At 74.7% G+C, this 23,256-nt stretch carries 20 protein-coding genes; 13 read left to right on the top strand and 7 right to left on the bottom strand.

What is annotated here, in order from left to right; translation table 11 throughout:
* Positions 1-439 precede the first annotated feature (439 nt).
* Together ACZ407_RS23465 and ACZ407_RS23460 are read left to right on the top strand one after the other, a co-directional pair.
* Entirely contained in the window at positions 440-1,219 is a 780-nt protein-coding gene (locus ACZ407_RS23465) for an SDR family NAD(P)-dependent oxidoreductase (RefSeq protein WP_468131272.1), read from the top strand.
* Positions 1,220-1,816: 597 nt separating this feature from the next.
* A complete protein-coding gene (locus tag ACZ407_RS23460; protein ID WP_468131270.1) occupies positions 1,817-3,736 on the top strand; it encodes an ATP-binding cassette domain-containing protein in 1,920 nt (639 codons plus the stop codon).
* Between the two features lie 54 nt (positions 3,737-3,790).
* Here the strand turns inward: ACZ407_RS23460 and ACZ407_RS23455 are convergent, their stop codons facing one another.
* On the bottom strand, positions 3,791-5,038 hold the full coding sequence (locus ACZ407_RS23455) for an SLC13 family permease (protein WP_468131268.1): 1,248 nt from the start codon (positions 5,036-5,038) through the stop codon (positions 3,791-3,793).
* Between the two features lie 379 nt (positions 5,039-5,417).
* Between ACZ407_RS23455 and ACZ407_RS23450 the strand changes: the two genes are divergently transcribed.
* Positions 5,418-8,078: a hypothetical protein gene (locus ACZ407_RS23450; RefSeq protein WP_468131266.1), complete on the top strand. Its 2,661-nt coding sequence runs from the start codon at positions 5,418-5,420 to the stop codon at positions 8,076-8,078.
* Between the two features lie 276 nt (positions 8,079-8,354).
* Positions 8,355-10,301, top strand: a complete 1,947-nt coding sequence (locus tag ACZ407_RS23445; protein WP_468131264.1) for a serine/threonine-protein kinase — start codon at positions 8,355-8,357, stop codon at positions 10,299-10,301.
* A gap of 87 nt (positions 10,302-10,388) precedes the next feature.
* Here ACZ407_RS23445 and ACZ407_RS23440 read toward each other — a convergent pair whose 3' ends face one another.
* Positions 10,389-10,715 (bottom strand): hypothetical protein, encoded by a 327-nt coding sequence (locus ACZ407_RS23440; protein ID WP_468131262.1) that lies wholly within the window; start codon positions 10,713-10,715, stop codon positions 10,389-10,391.
* Between the two features lie 380 nt (positions 10,716-11,095).
* Between ACZ407_RS23440 and ACZ407_RS23435 the strand changes: the two genes are divergently transcribed.
* Positions 11,096-11,506 carry a hypothetical protein gene (locus tag ACZ407_RS23435; RefSeq protein WP_468131261.1) on the top strand — a complete coding sequence of 137 codons (411 nt, stop codon included), beginning with the start codon at positions 11,096-11,098 and terminating at the stop codon, positions 11,504-11,506.
* On the opposite strand, the gene ACZ407_RS23430 is transcribed toward ACZ407_RS23435, so the two are convergent.
* Positions 11,491-12,210, bottom strand: a complete 720-nt coding sequence (locus tag ACZ407_RS23430; RefSeq protein ID WP_468131259.1) for a TetR/AcrR family transcriptional regulator — start codon at positions 12,208-12,210, stop codon at positions 11,491-11,493. The two genes, ACZ407_RS23435 and ACZ407_RS23430, sit on opposite strands and share 16 nt — an antisense overlap.
* Positions 12,211-12,336: 126 nt before the next feature.
* On the opposite strand from ACZ407_RS23430, the gene ACZ407_RS23425 reads away from it, so the two are divergent.
* The 5 genes from ACZ407_RS23425 to ACZ407_RS23405 all read left to right on the top strand — a co-directional run bounded on the left by ACZ407_RS23425 (position 12,337) and on the right by ACZ407_RS23405 (position 17,622).
* Complete coding sequence (locus ACZ407_RS23425; protein WP_468131257.1) at positions 12,337-13,845, top strand: FAD-dependent monooxygenase; 1,509 nt, start codon at positions 12,337-12,339, stop codon at positions 13,843-13,845.
* A 210-nt stretch (positions 13,846-14,055) separates the two neighbouring features.
* A complete protein-coding gene (locus ACZ407_RS23420; protein WP_468131255.1) occupies positions 14,056-14,670 on the top strand; it encodes a hypothetical protein in 615 nt (204 codons plus the stop codon).
* A 211-nt stretch (positions 14,671-14,881) separates the two neighbouring features.
* On the top strand, positions 14,882-15,928 hold the full coding sequence (locus ACZ407_RS23415; RefSeq protein WP_468131253.1) for an aminoglycoside phosphotransferase family protein: 1,047 nt from the start codon (positions 14,882-14,884) through the stop codon (positions 15,926-15,928).
* A gap of 278 nt (positions 15,929-16,206) precedes the next feature.
* Positions 16,207-17,103, top strand: coding sequence for a S1 family peptidase (locus tag ACZ407_RS23410; protein WP_468131251.1), 897 nt, complete (start codon positions 16,207-16,209; stop codon positions 17,101-17,103).
* 120 nt (positions 17,104-17,223) lie between these two features.
* Positions 17,224-17,622, top strand: coding sequence for a Cif family virulence factor (locus ACZ407_RS23405; protein WP_468131249.1), 399 nt, complete (start codon positions 17,224-17,226; stop codon positions 17,620-17,622).
* A gap of 103 nt (positions 17,623-17,725) precedes the next feature.
* Here ACZ407_RS23405 and ACZ407_RS23400 read toward each other — a convergent pair whose 3' ends face one another.
* From ACZ407_RS23400 to ACZ407_RS23390, 3 genes are all read right to left on the bottom strand, one after another.
* Positions 17,726-18,106: an SCO4225 family membrane protein gene (locus ACZ407_RS23400; protein ID WP_468131247.1), complete on the bottom strand. Its 381-nt coding sequence runs from the start codon at positions 18,104-18,106 to the stop codon at positions 17,726-17,728.
* Positions 18,107-18,108: 2 nt separating this feature from the next.
* A complete protein-coding gene (locus ACZ407_RS23395) occupies positions 18,109-18,267 on the bottom strand; it encodes a hypothetical protein (protein ID WP_468131245.1) in 159 nt (52 codons plus the stop codon).
* Between the two features lie 205 nt (positions 18,268-18,472).
* Entirely contained in the window at positions 18,473-19,153 is a 681-nt protein-coding gene (locus ACZ407_RS23390) for a DUF4386 domain-containing protein (RefSeq protein WP_468131243.1), read from the bottom strand.
* A 177-nt stretch (positions 19,154-19,330) separates the two neighbouring features.
* Here ACZ407_RS23390 and ACZ407_RS23385 point away from each other — a divergent pair, with 177 nt between their 5' ends.
* Entirely contained in the window at positions 19,331-20,086 is a 756-nt protein-coding gene (locus tag ACZ407_RS23385) for a TetR/AcrR family transcriptional regulator (protein ID WP_468131241.1), read from the top strand.
* Positions 20,087-20,181: 95 nt separating this feature from the next.
* The gene (locus tag ACZ407_RS23380) at positions 20,182-20,922 is read left to right on the top strand and encodes an SDR family NAD(P)-dependent oxidoreductase (protein WP_468131239.1); all 741 of its coding nucleotides are present in this window, start codon (positions 20,182-20,184) and stop codon (positions 20,920-20,922) included.
* On the opposite strand, the gene ACZ407_RS23375 is transcribed toward ACZ407_RS23380, so the two are convergent.
* Complete coding sequence (locus ACZ407_RS23375; RefSeq protein ID WP_468131237.1) at positions 20,915-22,123, bottom strand: MFS transporter; 1,209 nt, start codon at positions 22,121-22,123, stop codon at positions 20,915-20,917. The genes ACZ407_RS23380 and ACZ407_RS23375 overlap by 8 nt on opposite strands.
* A 292-nt stretch (positions 22,124-22,415) precedes the next feature.
* On the opposite strand from ACZ407_RS23375, the gene ACZ407_RS23370 reads away from it, so the two are divergent.
* The gene (locus tag ACZ407_RS23370) at positions 22,416-23,243 is read left to right on the top strand and encodes a dienelactone hydrolase family protein (protein WP_468131235.1); all 828 of its coding nucleotides are present in this window, start codon (positions 22,416-22,418) and stop codon (positions 23,241-23,243) included.
* Positions 23,244-23,256 lie beyond the last annotated feature (13 nt).

Here is a 23,256-nt window from a genome sequence, read left to right as displayed (position 1 = left end):
TACGACGGGTCGGGGCGCAGCGGCCCCTGTGCGGGGGCGGGGGAACGGGCGGGGCAGGACGGAGCGGGTGTCGCAGGAGGACACCGGAAGGCAGGAGGGGGCCTCAGATACGCGTGTGCGTCGCGGTCATACGGTGGCGGCCGCGCAGCCGGCACCGCGCGCTCCGGGACACCGGGATCACGTCGTACCGGGACGGGGGAACGAAGGCGGTGGTGCGGTTGCGGCACATGACCCGGTTCCCCTTCTCTTCGTGCTGCTCGTACGACGGCGGGCGCCCGCCCGTCTGCTGTGCTGCGGGCGGAGCGCGTTGCGAGTGTAGGCAGCGGGGGCGGGCGGGGGCACGGCATTTACCGGGCGGCGCCGGAAGGCCCCGGCGAGGGCGGCCTCGGCCCGGGGGGCGGGCGCGGGCGGCGGAGGTCCGCGGTCTACGCTGCACGCCATGACCTCGCACGCTTACCTCTCCGAACTGTTCTCGCTGGACGGCCGGGTCGCCGTGGTGACCGGTGGGAGTTCCGGCATCGGCCGGGCCATCGCCGGGGCGCTGGCGCGGGCGGGGGCGAGTGTGGTGGTCGTCGCCCGCCGGAAGGAGCAACTCGTCTCCACCGTGGAGGAGTTGACGGCCCAGGGCTGCCGGGTCGGCTGGGTCGCCGCCGACCTGGGCACCCGTGAGGGCGTGGACGCGGCCGCGGAGGAGGCGGCCGGCCTCTTCGGCGAGCCCGACATCCTCGTCAACTCCGCCGGGGTCAACCTGCGTCCGCCGATGGACGAGCTCGGCGACGAGGTCTGGGACACGACCATGGCACTGAACCTGGAGGCGCCGTTCCGCCTGGGCCGCCGGTTCGGGCCGGGCATGGCCGAGCGCGGCCACGGGCGGATCATCCACGTCACCTCCCAGCAGGCCCACCGCGCCTTCGTGCAGAGCGGGGCGTACGGGGTCTCCAAGGGGGCGCTGGAGTCGCTGGCCCGGTCCCAGGCGGAGGCCTGGTCGCGGCACGGGGTCACCTGCAACACCCTGGTGCCGGGCTTCGTGATGACCCCGCTGAACGCGCGGCTGTCCTCCGACCCGGAGAAGGTGGCGGCCCTCGCAGAGCGCACGATGACCGGACGCAACGGGCTGGCCGAGGACTTCGCCGGCGCCGCCGTGTTCCTCGCGAGCAGTGCCTCCGCCTATGTGACGGGCCAGTCGATCTTCGTGGACGGCGGCTTCTCGGTCCACTGAGCCGCCCCGCGGCTCCGCCGGGGCCACGGCCCCCGTCCCGGCGCACCGACCGGGCAACGGCACCCACCGCAGCGTGGCCGGACGGTTCGAGCAGCTCCGCGAGGCGCCCGGCCGCCAGTCCGGTGGCGCCCGCGCCGGCAGGCCGCCGCGCCGGCATCGTCGCGGGCATCGACCCCGCAGGGCCCGGTACGTCCGCCCTGCCCGCCCAGCCGACCCGCCTCCGGCCCGCCCCTCTTCCCGGGCGCCCCTCCACCGCGTCCCCGGTTCCCGGGCGCCCCGCCCGGCGCCCGCCGCGCGGCCCGCAAGTGGTTTCCGACCGCGCGCCCCGTGCACCGTCGGGTTCCGGCCAACCTCCCCGCCCCGCGCGGCCCGGTGCCCGGCGCACACGGGAAACGATCAGCCCAGGGGACGCCTCCGAGCACCGGGGCAGGTCGGCCAGATCCGGCTGCTCCGCCCTCTGCGCTGCGGTGTACTCGACGCTCCCGTTCCCCTCCGGCAGCCACCGGCCCCTCCCCCGCACCCGCGGGGCGGGTCCCCTCACCATGCCTCCGGCCGGGTCAATCGGGCTTCCAGAACGCCGAGTTGAAGGAGCAGCGCATGTCCCGCCAGCAGGCCGAGCAACCGAAGCCCCGCCGTACCGGCACCACTGCCGCCACCTCCACCGCCCCGCCGCTCCCCGCCCCGCCGGAACTCTCGTACACCCGGGGGCACCACAACTCCGCCATGGAGCAGCTCTCGCTGCGGCAGATGACCCGCCGGGTTCCGGCCGCACTCGCCCAGACGGCGAAACTGGCCTGGGCGGTGAACCGCACCGCCTTCGTCTGGCTGGTCTCCGCCCAGCTCGCCGGAGGGATCTGCACGGCCGCCGCGCTGGCCGCCGTCTCCCGGGCCATGGGCCCCCTGCTGGCCACCGGCGCCGTGCACCAGCGCCTCACCGGCGCCGCCTGGCCGCTGGCGGCCGCAGCGGCGATGACGGCCCTCGGCGCGCTGGCCTCGATCGCCGCCAACAGCGCCGCCCGCCGTCTCAACCCCGGCATGGCCACCGTCGCCGACCTCGCCATGGTCGACGCCCACATGGACGTCGAGCTGGCCGCGTACGACGCCCCCGACTTCACCGAGCGTTCGGAGGCCGCCGAGACCGGCTCGGCCCGCTCCGGCATGCTCCTCCAGGACGCCCTGGGCTTCACCAGCGGACTGATCGACATGGTGGCCGTGGCCTCGGTGCTGTCCGTGGTCCACCCGGTGCTGCTGCCGCTCCTGCTGCTGTCGGTGGTCCCCCGGGGTCTGGGATCGGTGTTCGCCGCCCGCCTCGACTACCGGCTCCACAACGAGACGATCGCCTCCCGGAACATCCGCAACATGATGCGCTGGCACCTGACCACCCCGAAGCTCGCGGACGAACTGCGCGGCAACGGCATGCGGCCGTACGCCCACCACTGGTACGAGGCGGTCTGCGCGCGCATCGACGCCAAACTGGTGGGCTCCGCCCCGCGCTACCTGGCCGTCTACCTGACCGCGGCCTTGGTCTCGGGCCTGTTCACGGTGCTGACCTGGGCCGCCCTGGGTGCTCTGGTCCTCGGCGGGTACATGGCCATCGGCGCCGCGGGCACCGCGATCATCGCGATGCGGACCTCGACGGCCGCCCTGTCGAAGCTGGTCGTCTACGGGGCGGCGATGTTCCAGCACGCGCTCTACCTGGGCGACTACGCCGCCTTCCTCGCGCAGGCCGCCGAGCAGTCCGGTCCCCGCGGCCCCGAGGAGATGGCCCCGCCGGAGAAGATCCGCTTCGAGGGGGCGACGTACACGTATCCGGGGAAGGACGAGCCGGCGCTCGGGCCGGTGGACCTGACGCTGCACCGCGGGGAGGTGATCGCCCTGGTCGGCGAGAACGGCGCCGGCAAGTCCACGTTCATCCGGCTCCTCACCTCGCTGACCGCCCCGACCTCCGGGAGCGTGGCCTGGGACGGGGTGGACACCTCGGGCGCGGACCAGCGGTCGGCGTGGGACCACGTCGGGCTCGTCACCCAGTCGTACGGTCACTGGCCGTTCTCCGCCCGCGAGAACGTCACCCTCGGGCGGCCCGATGCGCGCGGGGAGCAGGCGGTGTGGGACGCCCTGGGAGCGGTGGGCATGAAGGAGGCGGTCGAGAGGTTCCCGAACGGCCTGGACACGCTCCTCGCCCGCTCGCTGTGGGGCGGTCACGAGCCCTCGGGCGGGCAGTGGCAGCGCCTGGCCTGCGGCCGCGCCTTCCACCGCCGGCCGGCGCTCCTCGTCATGGACGAGCCCACCTCGGCGATGGACCCCCGCGGTGAGCACATGGTCTTCTCCGGTCTGCGGGAGACCAAGGACGAGCGGATCACGGTGATCGTCACGCACCGCATGGAGAACTGCCGCCTCGCCGACCGCATCATCGTCCTCGACCGCGGCCGGATCATCGAGCAGGGCACGTACGAGCAGCTGTCCCGGGCGGAGGGCGGGGCCTTCGCCGAACTGGTCCGGCTGTCGATGGACCGCTAGCAGCCGGGCCGGCACGGGTGGTGCGCGTCGGCGGAGGCGCACCACCCCCCGGCATCAGGTGCCCAGGGCCCGCAGGGACAGCCAGAGGGCGGTGGTCGACGCCGCGAGGGCGGCGGGCACGGTGAGCAGCCCGAGGAGGGTGAACTCCTTCAGTTCCACCTCGTGCTCGTGGTGGTGGGCGATGCGCCGCCACAGGAGGGTGGCCAGCGAGCCGGCGTAGGTGAGGTTCGGCCCGATGTTGACGCCCAGCAGGACGGCGAGCACGGCGCCCGGCCCGGAGGGCGCCGCCAGCGGTACGAGGGCCAGGACGGCGGGCAGGTTGTTGATGAGGTTGGCGAGCAGCGCGGCGAGCGCGGCAATGCCCAGTAGCGCGGACAGGGAGGAGCCGTCCGGCAGCAGCCCGTCGAGCGCCCGGCCGAGCCCGTTGTCGACCACCGCCCGCACGACCACGCCGAGCGCGAGGACGAAGGCGAGGAACGGCACTGCGGCCGAGCGCACGATCGCGGCCGGGGTGGTGTGCCGCCGGACCAGGGCGCGTACGGCCATGACGGCGGCGCCTGCCGCCGCGGCCCAGGCCGGGTCGAGGCCGGCCGCGGAGGCCACCGCGAAACCGGCCAGGGTCAGGCCCACCGTCACCAGCGCGAACAGGGGCAGCTCGGGCGTCTCCTCGGCCGCGGCCGGCGCCGGGGGCGCGTCGAGGTCGGCGGCGAAGAAGCGCCGGAAGACGGCGTACTCGACGGCGATGGCGGCCAGCCAGGGCAGGGTCATCAGGAGCGCGAAGCGGGTGAAGGTCAGCCCGGTGGCGGTGAAGGCGAGCAGGTTCGTCAGGTTCGACACCGGCAGCAGCAGGGAGGCCGTGTTCGACAGGTGGGCGCTCGCGTAGACGTGGGGCTTGGGCCGGGCGCCCATCCGGGCGGCGGTGGCGAACACCACCGGGGTCAGCAGCACCACCGTGGCGTCCAGGCTGAGGGCCGCCGTGACGAGCGAGGCGAGGGCGAAGACCGCCCCGAGCAGCCGGCGCGGCCGGCGGTGGGCCCAGCCGGCCATCCAGGTGCCGCAGGCGTGGAAGAGGCCCTCGTCGTCGCAGAGCCGGGCCAGCACCAGGACCGCGGCGAGGAAGCCGATGACCGGCCCCAGCCGGGCCGCCTCCTCCCCGACCACGTCCAGGGGGATCGCCCCCATGGCCACCAGGAGGCCGGCTGCGGGCACCGCGAAGGCGGCCTCCGGCCAGCGGAACGGACGGATGACGGCGCAGACCAGCACCACGGCGAGCGCGGCGACGGACAGGGTTTCGAACAGCACCCACCGATCATCCACACCGGCCGGTCCCTCCCGCTCACCGGCTCGGCCGTTCAGCGCCCGGAGTACGGGGGCCGGAGTACAGGGGGGCCGGGTGCGGGTCCGGAGTTCGGGTCAGCCGTGTCACGGCGAAGGCCGGGATCATCCCGTGGATCGCGCCGGACACGGTTGAGCAGCCGGAGCGCCACGGCCCCCCGGCGGGCTTCAGGCAGGCCCCGCGGGCACCCGGGCGAGGGCGGGGGGAACGGAACGGAACGCCTGGTGATCAGTCGCTTGCGGCCGCGGCCCGCACCCCTGGCTGAGTTGGTGTCAGCTGCCCGCTGTATCTTCGGCGCTGGCTGGATGCAGGGCGTGGCGCAGGACGGGGATCGGAGCGGACGCAATGACGGGCAGCGGAGCCGGCGCGAAGACCGGGAACGGCAGTACGGGCACGGGGGGCGGCAGCGGCACGGCGCCTGCGGCGGGGGGCGGGACGGCCCCGGCCGGCGGTACGGACGCACCCGCGGCGCGTGCGTGGGCGGAGGTGCGGTCCGGCCCGGCCCTCCCGCCGGCCCTGCTGCGGGAGTGGCAGGAGCGGGCGGACGGGGCGCCGCTGCGGGAGTTGCTGCTGCTGGGCTGCCGCACGGACCTCGGGTTCCTTGAGGCGGAGGCCGTCCCGCGGGCCCTCGGCCTCGGGGCCCGGGTGGCGGTGCTCGGCGACGCGGCGCACGCCGCCCGCGGGGCGGCGGACGTACGGCAGGCGGGGCGCGGGTACCTCCACGGGCTGGCAGCGTGCCGGGGCGGCCGGAGCGCGTTCCGCCCGAGGCTGGCCCTGCTGCTGGGCGACGGCGCGTGCCGGGTCGCGATCGGCCCGGCTGATCCGACCCGGTCGGGCTGGGGCGGGGACGGCGGGCTGTGGACCGTGGTCGCGACCGAGGGCGGCGCCTCCCACCCCCTCATCGCGGACCTGGCCGACTGGCTGGAGGCGCTGCCCGGGGCGGTGCACCTCACGCCGTGGTGGGAGGAGCACCTGCGCCACCTGGCCGACCGGCTCACCGAACTCCACTGCGAGGCACCCGAGGTGACACCCGCAGGCACCGGTGTGCAGCTCGTGCACAATCTGCACCGGCCCCTCCGCGACCAGCTGCCCCCGGCGGCCCGCGGCCGAGCGTTCGGGGAGGGCGGGGCGGCCCGCGGGAAGGCCGTCGCCTGGCGCATCGGGGAGGGCTGGCAGGCCCTGATCGGCGGCCCGGACCCGGCCGGGGACGGCCTCGGAGCGGCGGTTGCGCCGGCGGCGGCGAACGGCCCTGACCCGGCTGCCCGCCCGGGCGCGGCCGGGGAGCCGGGCGCGGGTGCTGCTGCCGACTGCGAGCTCGCCGTGCTGGCGGTGGTGGACGAGGCGCTGCTCGCGGCCGAGGGGAACGCCGGCACCGCCGGCGCTCCGGGGGCCGGTGCCGGCGCCGGTACGGATGGCGGTCCGGCGCTCGGGACCGCCGCGCCCGCGCTGGTGCTGCTCGGGGTGCGGGCGGACGGCCTGACCCTCCGGCCCGTGCTCGCCCGCCGCCCCGCTGGGGCGCGGGTGGACGTGGAGATCACCCGGACCCCCGGTGCTCCCGGCTCCTGGCAGAAGGCCGGCTCGTTCCCGGACGGCGCGCTCACCGCCGTCCTCGAACTGTCCGCCGCCCCGGCACCCGGATCCGCGATACGCGCGACCTGCGAGCCGGCGGGCGGCCCTCGCCTCGAATCGGCCGTGGCCTTCCTGTACGGCGCCGAGCAGGCCGGGACGGCCGGGCACCTCTCCCACGGCTACTCGGTGGACGAACTGCTCGGCGATCCGGCGGCCGCGCAGCGTTTCGAAGCGGAGGTGCTGCGCCTGCGGGAGCCCGGGGCCGACGGTCCCGGGGCGCAGCCGGGTACCCTGTCCGCGGTGCTCGCCGAATCCCGCAGGACCCTGGGCGCGGACCTGACCGCGCTGGCCTTCGGCCCGCTGGCCGAGGAGCAGCCGCACCTCGCGCCGGAGGAGGCGGTTCCGGCCTCCGTCCCGGCAGAGGCCCGGGAGGCCGCGCGTGCGTGGATCAGCGGCCTGGTCCGGCAGTTGGCCGAGGACGCGCAGGATGCTCAGGACGCGCCGCAGGCGGCTCCGGAGGCCGGGGACGGCGCGCGGCGGCCGTCCCGGTCCCTTCCGGCCGTGCTGGCCGTGCTGGCGGTTTCGGGGCTCTACCTGCGGCTGCTCGCCGCAGGGGCGTGGGACGAGCACGACTACGGCTGGCGCGAGGTCGCGGTGGATGTCATCGCCGCCCTGACCAGCGTGGACGGCAAGCCGGAGGACGAGCCCGCCGTCGCCGGGTCGGCCGACACCCCGCCCGCTTCCGGGGCTTCGGGCGCCCCGAAGGCCGGGGAGGCCCCGGAGGAGTTGTGGCAGCGGATCGACGCGGTGATCGCCGTCCACATGTCGCTGCTCAGCCTGCACGACGAGATCGAGGGGCCCGACGCGGATCCCCCCGCGGCCGCGGCCTGGCGCCGCAGCCGGGCCGCGGTGGCCCGCGCACGGACCCGTGATGCGGCGGACCTGTTCCTGCCGGCAGCCACCCGTTGGGCCCCGGTGGCCACCGCCTCCGACCTCCGGGCCCTGCGCGCGCAGGCCCGCGCCGTACCGGACCCCGTCGAAGAGGCCCGCAAGGCGCTGGCGGCAGCCGGCCTGAACGCCTCGTATGAAAACGGGGTGTGGGAGCTCCGGGAGGTGAGCAACCCTCAGGGAGCGTGCGCGAAGGCGGTCACGGTGGTGTCGGACCTGCCCGGCGGGCTGTGGTCCGGCCCGGTCCTCGCCCGGGCCACCGGGCGGGGGATCCCCTGCTTCATGGCCTGGCACCGGCCGGTGCTCGTCCGGCGCGTGGGCCTCCAGTGGAGCAGCCACCGGATCCAGCCCCCGGCCACCCCGTCGGCCACCTTTCAGCGCGGCAGCTCCCGTCCGACGGCCACGGGCGATGCCGCGGCCAGGGACCTGCACCCGGTCCTGGAGGCGGCGGACATGGACCCGGTGGAGCTGTTCCTGCGCCTGCGCTAGGGGAAGGCGGCGACGGCCCGGGGCCGGGTGTCCCGGGCCACCAAGGGGCGTGGCCCGCCCAGGGTTTGACGGGGCCACGGACAGCACCCCGGCCGCCGCTGCCCACCGCCTGAGACGGCCCGCCGCACCCGCCCGGACCCGGCTAGCATCTGCACCTGCACCTGCCGTCCGGCTCCGGGCCTGCCCGTCTGCGGCCCCTTCGGCTGCACCCGTGGACCACCGGGCCGCCGCGACCCGACGGCAGAAGAACCCGAGAACAGAAGAGAAGAGACGGCTTTGAGCACTGCCGGCGTTGGCGGCGGGCGGGTCCTGCCCGCCCTCCCCGGGGACCCGTCCCGGATCGGCCCGTACCGGATCATCGGACGGCTCGGATCCGGCGGCATGGGAACCGTCCACGCCGGCCTCGACCCCGCCGGACTGCGGGTCGCGGTGAAGGTCGTCCACGCCGCGCAGGCGGCGGATCCCGAGTTCCGCGCCCGGTTCCGCCGCGAGGTGCAGCTGTCCGCCCGCGTCCAGGGGCCCTGCCTCGTACCGCTGTTGGCCGCCGACCCCGAGGCCGCCGCGCCCTGGCTGGCGACCGCGTACGTGCCCGGCCCGACCCTCGGCCAGTACCTCGCCGCCCACGGCCCGCTGACGGGCGCCGTGCTGCACGCCTTCGCCACCGGGACGGCGCAGGCACTGGCCGCCGTCCACCAGGCCGGGGTGGTGCACCGGGACGTGAAGCCGCAGAACGTGATCCTGTCCCCCGCCGGCCCCCGGGTCCTCGACTTCGGCATCGCGCACGCCGCCGACGGGACGAGCGTCACCCGTACCGGGGTCATGACCGGCACGCCCGGCTGGATCAGCCCGGAGCACTACCGTTCCGGCGCCGCCGGGCCGGCCGGGGACGTGTTCGCCTGGGGCGCCCTCGTCGCCCATGCGGCCACGGGGCGGCTCCCGTTCGGCTCCGGCGCCCCCGAAGCGGTCGCCTTCCGCGTCATGTCGGGCGAGCCCGACCTCGACGGCGTACCGGCGGAGCTGCGAGCACTCCTGGCCCGGGCCCTGGCGAAGGAGCCCGGGGACCGCCCGTCAGCGTTCTCCGCGGCACAGGAGTGCGCGCACCTCCTCGCCGCCCAGAGCACCCAGGTGATCGGCGCGGTCACCGGCATGGCCCCGACGGTGGCCGGCAGCCTCGTGTCCGCCGAGTGGGCCCTCCCCATCCTGCCCGACCCCGCCTGGCACCCCCTTCCCACGGCCCGCTCCCGCGCCCGCCTGTACGCGGGGATCGTCGCGGGCGCGGTGGCGGTCGGCGGCGTGGTGGGCGCCGTACTCGCCTCCCTGCCGTCCGCCACGAGCGGCCCGGGCGCAGCCACCGGCGGCGGGGCGGCCGGCGGGCCCCCGTCCGCGGCCTCCACCCCGTCCCCGGGCGCCGCGGGCGGGAGGGCCGCGGTCGTCGGGCAGCCGGCCGGGACCGGCCGGAGCACCGCCGACCCCAAGGCCGGCACGAACGAGGCCACGCTCGCCACCTGGCGGGAGTCCCGGCCGCCGCGCGGCCAGGCGGAGAACGACGCCCCCGGCGCGATGGGCACGGGCGCCTGGTTGGATGCCGAGGCCTACCCGGCGCTGACGCGCACCATCACGTTCCACCGGGCCCGGCGGGAGGTGTACGTGGCGATGGGTGGCAACGCACTCCCCCCGGTGGCCGTCCAGGAGGTGTCCCGGACGGTGTGCCTGGGCCTCCGGGACCTCGTCAGGAGCTACCCCGAACTCCCCTACCGGTCGTACGTGGTGGTCGATACCGCCCGCAGGGAGGGGCCGAGCATCGTGTGGGAGGACGACTTCCGCACGAACACCGGATGCGAGGTGTCCATCACCGAGCGCACCCCCGCGCCCGCGGGGCAGGCGGCCGACTGGCAGCCCGACGAGTCCGGCCTGCGGGCGGCGCAGGTCCCCAGCACCGACCCGGACGTGATCCGGGTGGCCGACGCCATGGCCAAGCGCATCATCTCCTCTTGGCAGTCCACCCCGGGGGTCTCGGCCGGCCCGGACCGCCTCGGCCACGACACGATGGCCGTCGGCTTCGACCCCGCCAGCCGGGTGGTGTACGTGTGGGCGAAGAAGCCCTGGTGGAGCCGGGCCATGCGCGAGACCTGGGCCGGGACCGCCGAGCGCGAGTCCGCGACGCGCTGCGCCGGGAGGCCCGTACCTGGGCGAACTGGCCGTACACGAAGTACGCGGTGCTGATCCTCGGCGGCGAGGGCGGCGAGGATTTCCTCCGGTGGGGCTCCCTCGCCGACTGCCCCGCCTAGGACGCACCTTCCGGACTCCGGATCAGCCGAATATCACGCTGCGCGGGAGGGGTGCGCGGAAGGTCCGGGACTCGCGCGGTCGCATCGAGGCCAGGGGCTCCTCGCAGCCCCGGTCCGCGAAGAGCCTGGCAGTGGTGTCGGTGCCGTTGAACGCCTTGACCGCGCCCTGGAGGAGCAGCCTGCACTCCCCGTTGTCGGGGTCCTCCATCTCCAGGTCTCCCGACTGGGAGGACCGGTAGGAAAACGTCCCCGTCGCGGCTTGGGCGGTACCGGTCGCCATCCCGGTGAACAGCACCAGTGCCGCCCCCGCGGTCACGAGCATGCGCCACAGGCGCTTGAAGCGTGCCATGTCCTCAACTCCCCCTTGTTCCCTATGCCGTTGCCATCACCAAAGTCCCCGCTGCCCTTGCGGGTGGTCGCCTTCGTGACGGTGTAGTGCCGGCCCCGCGCCGACGCGAACGGCCCCCGGACACCCCCGTACCCAAGCGCAGCGGCCACCACCGGAGTCACGCCGTTTCTCACCCGTTCGGACCAGGAAGAATCGATCCCCCCGCCCCGACCGACAGCAGGGGCGCACGGCATGATCGGAACGCGGTCCGGAGTCACCGGAATCGGCTCTTCACCGGCGAGCGCCGGGTCCCCGTACGCGCCTTCGGCTACATACAGGGCGCGAACGACCGCATCAGCGAGCTGACCAGTGCCGAGATCGGCACGCCCTACCGGCGGCTGGTGGACGAAGGTTCCTTCGTCGTGGCCGCGGCCGCCCGCGGCCCGGCCGCACTCCGCGGAGCCGCCCCCGGCCGGGCCGCGGAACGGGCCACGGCGATGCAGGCGGCCTTCTACGTCGGCGGGCACGACCTGTCCGACCCCGCGACCTACCGGAGGATCGCCGCGGCTGCCGGGCTGGACGGGGAGGCGGTCGTGACCGCCTCCCAGAGCCCGGACGCCCGGGCCGAGGCGGAATCCGATTTCCGGCGCGCGCGGGACTGGGCGTCACCGCATTCCCGACCCTGCTCGCCGTCGCCGGCGACCGGACCGCCGTACTGGCGCGCGGCCACGGCCGACGAGGTGGACCGGCGACTCGCCGCGCTGAGCGGGGCGGCGACCGCGCCTGAGGCCATGGGTCAGTGCACGCCGTAGCGGGCGCCGACCCCGTCGAGGATGAGGTGGAGCCCCTCTTCGAAGTGGGCGTCGTAGTCCTCGAACAGGTGGGTTCCGGCGGCCGCGGCGAGGGGGAAGCTGGACAGCCGGTCCGCCCGCTCCGACACGTCGTAGCCCTCGCGCCGCTCCCCCTGCACGGGATGGACGCCCTGCTCCTCCATGACGAATCCCATGGTGTAGGCGAAGGTCGTGGCCAGGGTGCGGACCGCCTGGGGCAGTTCGAAGCCCGCCTCCACCAGGACCCGGAGGTGGGCTTCGGACTGCTCCGCGTGGTCGGTGCCGGTGAACCGCGAGCCGCTGAACACGCGGGCGCCGTCGCGGTACGCGAGCAGGGCGCGCCGCAGGCCGTGGTTGGAGGTCAGCACCATGTCGCGCCAGGCGGGCACGGGCGATTCGGCCGGCCCCTCCTCCGATGGCGAGGCGGCCATGTTACGGAACATCTGCGTGGCCATCTCGTCGATCAGCTCTTGCTTGTTCTTGAAGTGCCAGTACAGGGCCGGGGCCTTGACGTCCAGCTCCGCCGCGATGGCACGCAGGGTGAGCTTCTCCAGACCGGTCTCGTTGAGCAGGCGCAGGGCCGCCTCCGCGACGGTGACGCGGCTGAGCGGCGGGATCCGGGGCGGTGGGGAGCCTGGCCCGGGCTCCGGCGTCCGGGCGGATTCGGGCTCGCTCTTGGGGGTCATCGCTACCTCTCTCGGGTGAATCCGCGGCGGTCCGCCACATTCCTCCTTGACAGCTTAACGGCGTTAAGGGCACGCTGTCGCCACAAGCTCCTTAACGCCGTTAAGGAGGATGGAAAGGGGACGGGGATGGCAATCGGCGTGCCGCAGACGGAAACCGACATGGACGTACTCGTGGTGGGAGCCGGGCCGACCGGCCTGGCACTGGCCTGCGACCTGGCGCGACGCGGGGTGCGTCCACTGGTGGTGGAGCGTGCACCGGGGCTCTTCCCCGGCTCCCGGGGGAAGGGCATCCAGCCCAGGACACTGGAGGTGCTCGACGACCTCGGGGTGCTCGAGGAGGTGCTGCACCGGGGCGGTCCCGCTCCGGGCGGGATGGCCTGGAAGGACGGCGTGCGCCTCGGCGAGCACCGGATGTTCGAGGAGACCGGGCCCAGCGAGCAGGATCCGTACCCGGGCCCGTGGATGCTGCCCCAGTGGCGCACCCAGGAAATCCTGCTGGCGCGGCTGCGCGAGCTGGGTGGAGACGTGCGGTTCGACGTGGAACTGACCGGCCTGGCCCAGGACTCGGCGGGGGTCACCGCCGAACTCCGGGCGGCGGCCGGGTGCGACGGGGATGAGGCGGGTGGCGGATCATCGGCCACGGTCCGTGCGCGGTATGCGGTGGGCGCGGACGGCGGGCGGTCCACCGTCCGCCGGCTCACCGGCATCAAGATGACGGGCGAGCAGGTGGACCCCACGCCCATGGTGGTCGCGGATCTGGTCATCGACTCCCTCGACCGTGACCACTGGCACATCTTCCCGCCGGCCGAGGACGGGAGTCGCGGCTTCGCCGCGCTGTGCCCGCTGCCGCAGACCCGGGAGTTCCAGTTCGTCGCGCAGTACCCGGAGGCCCGCCCCGAGCTCTCTGCCGACGAGGTCCGCGCCCTGGTGGCCGACCTCACCCACCTGCGGGCCGAGGAGGTGACGGGGGTCGGCTGGGCCTCCGACTTCACGGTCAACGCCGCACTCGCCGACCGCTTCCGGGAAGGCCGGGTCTTCCTGGCCGGGGACGCGGCGCACATCCACTCGCCGGCCGGCGGCCAGGGACTCAACACCAGCATCCAGGACGCCTACAACCTGGGCTGGAAGCTCGCTGCGGTACTGCGCGACGGGGCGCCCGAGGCCCTGCTCGACACCTACGAGGAGGAGCGCCTGCCGCAGGCGGCCGACATGCTGGGGCTCTCCACGCGCATCCACCGCGGCGAGGACCGCCGCGGAGCCGCCACCCGCCAGCTCGGACTGCACCACCGCCGTTCCTCGCTGACGCGCGAAACCCGTCAGGACCTGGCCGCAGAGGCACTCACCGCAGGAGACCGCGCCCCCGACGGCCGACGGGACGGGTTGCGCCTGTTCGACGTCTTCCGGGGCCCGCACTTCACCCTGCTCGCCGTGGACACGGACCTGCCGGCGGAGCTCCCGCCGCTGCGCCGCCTGCGTACGGCACGGCTCGGCGCCTACGGAGCCTACGGCCGGGGGCTGTTCCTCATACGGCCCGACGGGTACGTGGGCTGGGCGGCCCCCTCGGCATCGGCGGAGGCCCTGGCCGACCTGAACCGGTGGTCGGCGCAGGTGGCGGGGACGGAAGGGCGGGCCTGATCCGACGGTTGCCCGTGTGGCGCGCGCTGTCCCGGGAACTCGGCGGCGGGGTGCCGAGCCGCGCCGCCAGCGCCGATGGCCAAGGGGAGCGGCTGCGCCGACTGAGGGGTGAGCGGTCGGGGGCCGGGGGGCGACCCTCTTGCGCGGATGTCCGGAGTCCGGGGGAATGGAGGGGACACCCGGACACGGACTGCCACAGGGGGGCACTCGATGCGCCGTCAGGGAACGTTCCGCCACGCCGTCGTCGGGCTGGGGCTCGTACTCGTCACCGCCGCCTGCGGGGCGGGCGACAAGGAGGTCGCGCAGGAGGGGAAGGGCGGGTACCCGTGGGTGGCCACCGACGAGATCTGCAACGCCCTGCCCTACGACGAGCTCCCCGACACGCTGGGCGCGCGCAAGGAGGTCGCCGACCGGAGCAACCGCGAGGGCGGTGGGGCGCCCGGGTTCAAGTGCATCCAGAAGCTTGCTGAGGAGGGGCCTGCGCAGTACGGGAACGTGTCGGTCGAGCTGGACTTCGCCTTCACCGAGAGCGTCGACTTCGCGCGCGACGTGCACGGAAGGCTTCGCGAGGAGCGGCGGCAGAGCCGCGCGAAGAACGGGTTCGCCCTGGTGGAGGGAGTGGGCAAGGAGGCGTACCAGTTCAACTTCAACCCGCCTTCCGAACTGCGCCAGATACGGGAGCTGGACGTCCGCGACAGCAACCTGATGATCACGGTGGTCGTCACGGCGGAGGCGCGGAAGACGCCGACCGCGGCGAGCCTCCGTCAACTGGACGCGGACGTGGCGGAGTTCACCGAGGCCTGCTTGCGGTCGCTGCGCGATTAGGGAGCGTTCCCGTGCACCGGGTTCCGGGTTTCGCGCCGCGGCATGACCGCCCTCCACAGCGGGAGGCGCGGACAGCGCTCGATGGCGTGCCCGCCGTGCGCACGGCGAAGATCGGGCGGTGGGCTCCAAGCGCCCCGGCGGGGCCGTCGCCCCATCGGTCCCGCCCCGAAATGCGTTGAGGGGCGGTGCGCTGCGGTGGTGGGATGGTGCGATGGCACATGACGGTGCGGAAACGGTGGACCGGGGCGAGTTCCCGCACGGGGTGACTCCGTGGGACCGGCCCGAATGGCGGGTGGCCGCCCTCGGCTGGGCGGAGCGCGCGCTCGCCGGGCAGGGGCTGGAGCCCGCCGGTCCGTACCGGGTGCGGCTGCGGCCCTGGTCGGTCCTCGTACGCCTGCCCGTGGCGGGCGGGGACGCGGTGTGGTTCAAGGCGAACCCGCCGGCCAGCGCGTTCGAGGCCGGTCTGGGCGAGGCGTTGGCCCGGTGGGTCCCCGGGCACGTCCTGCGGCCGCTCGCCGTCGACCCCGCGCGGGGCTGGTCCCTACTCCCGGACGGCGGCAGAGTCTTCCGCGACACGCTCGCGCCGGAGACCGTGGAGAGCGTGGGGGGCGCGGCGGAGGCTGCGGGTGCGGACGGGGCCCGGGTCTGGGAGGAGCCGCTGCGCCAGTACGCCCTGATGCAGCAGGCCCTCCTCCCCCACGCCGAACGGCTGGAGGCACTGGGCGTGCCCAGCCTGCGCACGACGGCCCTTCCGGGGGTGTTCGACCGGTTGGTCGAGGAGAACGCCGTACTGGACCCGGAGGTCCGGGCCCGGCTGCTCGCCCTGCGGCCCCGCCTGGCGGACTGGTGCACGGAGCTGGCGGGGTACGGGATCGCCGACACGCTCGACCACTCCGACCTGCACGACGTGCAGTTCTTCGCCCCGTCGGCGGGCCGGTTCACCTTCTTCGACTGGGGTGACGCGGCCGTCGCCCACCCCTTCTGCAGCCTGCTGGTGCCGGCCCGGGTGGTGCGCGAGCGGCACGGTGCCGAGGCGCTGCCGCGGCTGCGCGACGCGTACCTGGAGCCGTGGACGGGGCCCGGCCGCACGGCCGCGGACCTGCGGCGGGCTGCCGGGCTGGCGTGCCGGCTCGGCGCACTCGGCCGGGCCTGCTCCTGGGGCCGCGTCTTCCCCGAGGCGGCGGCCGACGCGGACGACGCGTGCGGCACCGCGCGCGCCCACTGGCTGGCGGAACTCCTCGCCGAGCCCCTGCTCTAGGCCATGCCTTCCGGAACGTGCCTGGCCCGCGACGCTGGCACCGCGCCGCGGCTCGCCGCTTTGCCGGGCAGACCACGTACGTCCGGTCATGCGGTCCACCCTCCGCCTTGGGATGCGCTCGGCATCCGACCTGGCCCGTCGACTCCGGAAAGTCTGCGACGGGAGTGAACCTCCGGGGGCTGTTTCGAGTCTGGCAGGGCGGTTCGTTTGATGGGATCAACAGCCCATCCTATACGGGCCTTTACTGCTCGAAACAGGACATTGGAGACCACCCCCCTATGAGCAAGCACCTGTCCGGCCGCACCGGCCGGTCGGCATCCATAGCACTCGCGACCGGCGCCGCCCTGGCGCTCGTCGCCTCGGCCGCCACCGCGGCCACGGCGGCCACCGCGCCGCAGGGCTCGTCCGGCGCCCAGCCGCACAAGCCCGCCGCGTACATCATCGGCGGCACCGAGCTGCCCGACGGCGTCTACCCGTGGATGGCCGCCCTGCTCAGCAAGGGCAAGGCCAGCCCCGTGCAGCGCCAGTTCTGCGGGGGCAGCCTGATCGCCCCCAACGTCGTCCTCACCGCCGCGCACTGCGTGACCGGCGAGAAGGCGGAGCAGCTGGAGGTGACCGTCGGCCGGACCGTGCTGTCCAAGAAGAACCAGGGCCAGCTGCGCAACGTGCTCAACATCGTCACGCACCCGCGCTACAAGAAGAACGAGGCGTACGACCTGGCGCTGATCGAGCTGGCGAAGCCGGTCACCGGCATCGCCCCCGTGAAGCTGCCGACCCCCGGCACCGACGCGCTGCTGCGCCCGGGCGCCAAGGCGACGGTCATCGGCTGGGGCAACACGGACACCGAGATCACCAACTACCCGGACCGGCTGCGCGGGGTGCAGGTTCCGCTGCTGTCGCACCCGGAGTGCAAGGCGACCAACCGCACCTACGACAAGACGGTCAACGTCTGCGCCGGTGTCGAGGGCAAGGACTCCTGCCAGGGCGACAGCGGCGGCCCGCTGTTCCGCAAGGTGGCCGGGCGCACCTACCAGATCGGCATCGTCTCGTACGGTGAGGGCTGCGCCGAACAGGGCGCCCCGGGCGTGTACGCCTCCACCAGCTCGGCCAAGCTCTGGAAGACCCTGGGCGAGTCCAAGGAAGGCAAGCGCATGCTGGGGCTGCTGGGTCGCTGACCCTGCTCCGTGCGATGGCGGCCGCCCCCGGGGTCTTCCCGGGGGCGGCCGTCCTCCTTCCCCGCTCCGCGCCCCGTCCGGCCAACCGGAAGGCGTGGTACAGGTGTTACCGTCGGTCCCATGTCCAAGGCCGAAATAGACGTACTGGCCGCCGAGTTCTTCGGCGCCTTCGACAACCGCGACGGGAAGGCCGCCGACCTGGCCCGGATCCGCCGGCTGATGATCCCGGGCGGGGTGATCGTGAAGGCCGGTGACGACTTCACGTCGTACACCGTCGACGAGTTCATCGGGCCGCGCGAGGAGCTGCTGAGCGGGGGCCGGCTGACCGGGTTCTCGGAGTGGGAGACGTCCGAGCGGACCGAGATCTCCGGGGACGTCGCCTCGCGGATCGGCGGCTACGGCAAGTCCGGGGTCCTGGACGGGGAGCCGTTCGAGGGCGTGGGCACCAAGACCTTCCAGTTCGTGCGCACCCCCGAGGGCTGGCGGATCGCCGCTTTCTCCTGGTACGACGCCCCCTGACGCGGATCCGCGGCACACACCGCCCGTCCGGCGATCGGGTTGGTCACCGCTGCCCCGCGGCCGGCTCTCGGCCGCGGCCCGGCGGGCTCTCGGCGGCCGGGTCTCAGCTGCGTCGCCCAGGCTCCCGGCCCCCAGGCTCCCGGCGCCCTGGGCCGCCGCGGCCCAGGGCGCGGCGGGCGGCGCGGGCCAGGAGGCCCAGCAGGAAGGCGTGGACGGTGTAGGAGACGAGCAGGATCGTGTAGATGGCCGCGCCGGTTTGGGCGGAGGCGTCCAGGGAGTTCACGAACGAGAGCAGCACGGCGCCCGTCGGCACGGCGAGCAGCAGGGAGAAGAGCCCTGCCTCCTGACTGCCGTCCGCTCCCGAGCCGGCGAGCATCAGTACGAGGGCCAGGCAGAGGTAGGAGCCCGAGAGCCAGTTGCCGAAGGCGGTCCGCGCGAAGGAGCGCAGGAAGCGCGGCACGAGGGAAACGCGGTCGGGGGACACGGTCAGGCCTCCCACACGGGTCCCGCGCCGCGGCGCGCACTCCCGTCGCCGTGCTGCCTGCGCCGTACGAGCTCTCCGAGCACGCCCGGGGCGAGGTCGAGGCGGGGCGCGAGGCTGCCGAAGGCGAGGCGGGCCCGGGTGCGCAGCGGCTGGGGGGACATGGAACTCCTCGGGTGAGGCGGTGGGATCCGCCGGGGCGGGCGACTGCCGGCCCCGCGGTGATCACCATGGTGCTGCCGCCCCCGCCGGGCGCACCTGAGTACGGCTACTCAGGCGGCCGGGGAACGGACACCACGCCGGGCCGGGCGCCCTCGGCCGAGGTACGGATGCGGGGCTCAGGCGGCGGCAGGGGTACGGCCGCGGGCCTCAGGCGGCGGCCGGGTCCGCGGTCCGGAAGCCGCGGGTGAGGAGCCGGGCGGCCAGGGCGAGTTCCCAGGCGAAGACCGGCAGGGCGGCGAGCGAGCCCCAGACCGACAGCTGCTCGTAGGCGCCGAACAGGACGGCGGTCGCGGAGGCGAAGATCAGCAGGCCGCCGGCCAGCCCCAGGACGGCGATGAACCGCGGTACGAGGCGCGACCGGTACAGCAGGTGGGCGATCAGGACCGTGTTGGCGCCGAGGACGAAATTGGGGCCCAGCAGGAAGGTCCAGTCGTGGACCGCGACCAGGGCCCGCACGGTGACGAGGAGGGATTCCGGAGCCGCCCCGCCCGGGGGTTCCCGGCGCAGGGTGACGACTGCCAGCAGGCTCACGATTCCGACCGCGATCACGGCGGCTTCCAGGGTGCGCAGGCCGAGGTAGCCGGCGGCGGCGCCTTCGCCGTGCCGCCGGACCACGGGGTAGAGGGCGATGGCGGTGCCGACCACGGACAGGGCGAGGAGCACCTCGAAGAGGGCTCCGAGCAGCACCCCGGTGCCCGCGCCGGTCCCGGTGAGCCGGTCCGCCCCTTTCAGCAGCGGCCCGTAGAGGACGAGGGCGCCTATGGACGTGACGTGGGTGACGAGGTAGCAGGTGCCCGCCGCTGTCGCGAGCTTCCTCTGTGAGGGCACGGGGTCTCCTTCGGTCGGTTCTCCGCTCGGCGGCCGGCGCACGGCGGACGGGCGCACGGGCGCCACGGGCGGCCACGCGAGGTGTACGGCGTACACCGGCACCCAGACGCTAGGGTGTACGCCGTACACTCGTCAAGGAGGACCGGCGCCGGCCGGTCGGACGGGAGGCGGTCGGGGATGGCCGGAAGGACCGATGCCGCGCGCCGCGCGCCGCTGAGCCGGGACCGCGTGCTGCGGGCGGCCGTCGCGCACGCCGACCGCGCGGGCATCGAGGCGCTGAGCATGCGCAGCCTGGCCCAGGAGCTGGGCGTGGTGCCGATGGCGCTCTACAAGCACGTGGCCAACAAGGAGGAGCTCCTCGACGGCATCGTGGACGTGGTGGTCGGGGAGATCGGCGCACCGGCGGCGGACGCGGAGGGCACGGAGGGCGCGGCCCCCTGGAAGGCCGCCGTCCGGGAGCGGGTGCTGGCCGCCCGACAGGTGCTGCTCCGCCACCCCTGGGCCCTGCAGGTCATCGAATCGCGCACCGGACCCACGCCGGGGGCCCTCGGGTACCTGGACTCGGTGATCGGCCTGCTCCGGTCCGGCGGGCTCTCCGTGGACCTCGCCCACCACGCGATGCACGCCCTGGGGAGCCGGGTGTGGGGGTTCACCCGGGAACTCGCGCCGGCCGCACCGGGCGGAACCCCGGCCGCGGGCACGCCCGAGGAGCAGCAGGCACAGGAGGAGGCACGGAGCGGCCTGGCCGCGCGCTACCCGCACATCGCCGAGATCCTCGCGGTGCGCGCGCACGACGAGGGGTCGGTGTTGGGCGGGGGCTGTGACGACCAGTTCGAGTTCGAGTTCGCACTCGACCTGCTCCTGGACGGGTTCGAGCGGCTGCACGCCGAAGGGTGGAGCTCGGCACGGCCGACTCGACCCGAATTCCATTGATTCCGCATCACGGAATTTGGATTCCATATAGCGATAGCTTACGCTCCCGCGTCGACAGGGCAGTCGATCTTCCCCGAGCCACGCAGGAGATACGCATGAGTGAGAGCCGCGTCGCACTGATCACCGGGTCCTCGTCCGGGATCGGCGCCGCCGTAGCCCGCCGCCTCGCCGGCAGCGGACTGCGCGTCGTGGTGAATTCGGCCCGCAGCGAGGAGGCGGGCAAGGCCCTGGCCGCGGAACTGCCCGACGCGCTGTACGTGCAGGGGGACGTGGCCGACCCCGCCGACGCGCGCCGGATCGTGCAGACGGCCGTCGACGCGTACGGGCGGCTGGACGTGCTGGTCAACAACGCCGGCACCACCCGCTTCATCCCGCTCGACGACCTCGGCGCGGCGGACGCCGAGGCCTGGCGGCAGATCTTCGACGTGAACGTCATCGGGGTCTGGCAGATGATCACGGCCGCCGCCCCGCACCTGCGGGACTCGGGCGCGGGTTCGGTCGTCAACATCTCCTCGGTGTCGGCCACCCGGGCCCTGGGCAGCTCCGTCCCCTACGCCGTCAGCAAGGCTGCGGTGAACCACATGACCCGCCTGCTGGCCACGCAGCTCGGACCGGCCGTACGGGTGAACGCGGTGGCTCCCGGCCTCATCGACACCCCCTGGTACGAGGGCGCCGAGGAGGTGTGGGAGAGCTCGCGCGAGTGGATCACCGCCAACACCCCGCTGCGCCGGGTCGGCACCCCGGAGGACGTGGCCGGGGCCGTCGAGTACCTGATCGGCGCCGCCTACACCACGGGCGACGTGCTCACCGTGGACGGCGGCCGGCACGTCATCTGACGGCCCCGGCACCCCGGCCGGCCGCGCGCATGCGCCCGAACGCGTACACGCAGCCGGCCAGGGCGAGGTCCGAGAGCAGCATGAAGCCGATGGAGTACGAGCCCTCGGCGCTGTAGACGGCACCCATCACGAGGGGCGGCAGGAAGCCGCCGAGTCCGCCCATGGCCCCGACGATGCCGGTCACGCTGCCGACCTGCGGCTGCGGGGTGACCCGGGCGACCAGGGCGAACACCGAGCCGCTCGCAGTGCCGAGGCCGGCGGCCATCAGGAGCAGGCAGACGGTCGCGGTCGGGTCGAGCGCCGGGTCGAAGGCCTGCACCACGGCCAGGAGCGCCACCGCGCCGAGGGCGCAGGCGGTCACCACGGCCGGGTCGACGCGGTCGGCCAGCCACCCGCCCGCCGGCCGGAACACCACCGTGACCAGGGCGAATCCGGCGGCCTTGGTCCCGGCGTCGGTGGCCCCCAGCTCGTACCACGTCTTCAGGTAGGTGGGCAGGTACACCCCGAAGGCCACGATGCCGCCGAAGCCGATCGCGTAGAGGGCGGACAGCTCCCAGGTCACGCGCAGCCGACCGGCCCCGGCCAGCCGGGCGGTCAGCGGGGTGGTCGGGACCGGCCGTCCGGGCCGGTCGCGCAGGAGCACGGCGGCGAGCACCGCGTACGCGGCCAGCGCACCGGCCATGACCAGGAACGGCAGGTTCTCCGAGTGCCGGTACATGCGCGGGGTGAAGTAGCCGGACAGGGCCACGCCGCCCATGCCCATGCCGAAGATGCCGAGGGCCGCGCCCCGGTGCGAGGGCGGGAACCAGGCGTTGACGAGGGGCACGCCGATGGCGAACGTCGTACCGCCGAGGCCGAGGGCGAAGCCCGCGGCGAGCAGCGCCGGGTACGAGCCCTTGGCCGGGATCAGCAGCAGTACGGGCACGATCGTCAGGGCGCTGACCAGGGGGAACAGCAGCCTGGCCCCGTAACGGTCGGTCAGCGCCCCGACGGGCACCCGGCCCAGGGAGCCGACCAGCACCGGCACGGCGACGAGCACGGACTGGGCGAACGAGCTCATGTGCAGCCGGTCGTCGAAGCTGCCCGCCAGGGGCGCGATCAGGTCCCAGGCCCAGAAGGTGAGCGTGAAACCGACCGTGACCAAGGCCAGGTTGCCCCAGGCCGCGGCGGACGGCCGGTCGGCGGCGTCGTGCTCGGGCATCGGCACTCCCAGCCCCGTCGCGCGGGCATAGGGCGGGCTGCCGGGCACGGCCCGTGGGCCCGCGGTGAGCAGCCGGCGCCGGGCCGGCCGTGCGGTGGTGCCCCTCATGATCGGCCGCCGGTCCGGCCCCCGCATCCGGGGACGCCCGCCGGCACGGGCGTCGGCGCGCGGGGCGGATACGGCGCCACGCCACGCTACTCGCGGGTAGGCTCGGCCGGTGCGCTCCACCGGCCGGCCCCGCCGCGGGGCCCCGGCCGGCCCGACGTCCCGCCCTCTGAAAAGAGTTGACCCGATGGCAGACAAGGACCTGACCGGCTACGAGCAGACCGCCTTCAGCCACGGCGGCGCCACGCACCGCGTGCTCCGCCGGGGCACCGGCCCGGCCGTGATCGTGATGGCGGAGATCCCGGGGATCACCCCCAAAGTGCTGGAGTTCGCCGAACGGGTGGCGGCCCTCGGCTGCACCGCCGTACTGCCCGTGCTCTTCGGGACGCCCGGCCGCGACCCGAATCCCGGTACCCGGGGCGCCTTGGCCACCGCGCTGTACGGTGCCTCGACCGTGCTGAAGGTGTGCGTCAGCCGGGAGTTCACCGTGCTGGCCACCGGCCGCAGCTCCCGGGTGGTGGACTGGCTGCGGGCACTGGCCGCGTACGAGCACGAGCGGTGCGGCGGGCCGGGGGTCGGGGCCGTCGGCATGTGCCTCACCGGCGGCTTCGCCCTGGCCATGGCCACGGACGACCGGCTCCTCGCCCCGGTGCTCTCGCAGCCCTCGCTCCCGCTGCCGGTCACCGCGGACCGCAGGCGGAGCATCGACATCAGCCCGGAGGACCTGGCCGTGGTGCGGGGGCGCTGCGAGCGCGAGGGGCTGAAGGTCATGGGGCTGCGGTTCAAGGGCGACAAGTTCGTGCCCGCGGACCGCTTCGCCTTCCTGCGGCGGGAGCTGGGCGACGGCTTCGTCGCCGTGGAGCTCGACGACAGCGCCGCGAACCCGGCGGGCCGGATCTCCGCGCATTCGGTCCTGACCGAGCACCTGATCGACGAGCCGGGCCAGCCCACCCGGGACGCCCTGGAAGAGGTGCTGGAGCTGTTCCGGTCGCGCTTGCTGAAGGGCGACGGCTGACGGGCGGGGGCCG

The sequence above is a fragment of the Streptomyces sp. NPDC030809 genome, from assembly GCF_055572195.1.
Note: the sequence above shows the minus strand (reverse complement) of the source record. Positions and strands in the feature narration are given on the sequence as shown.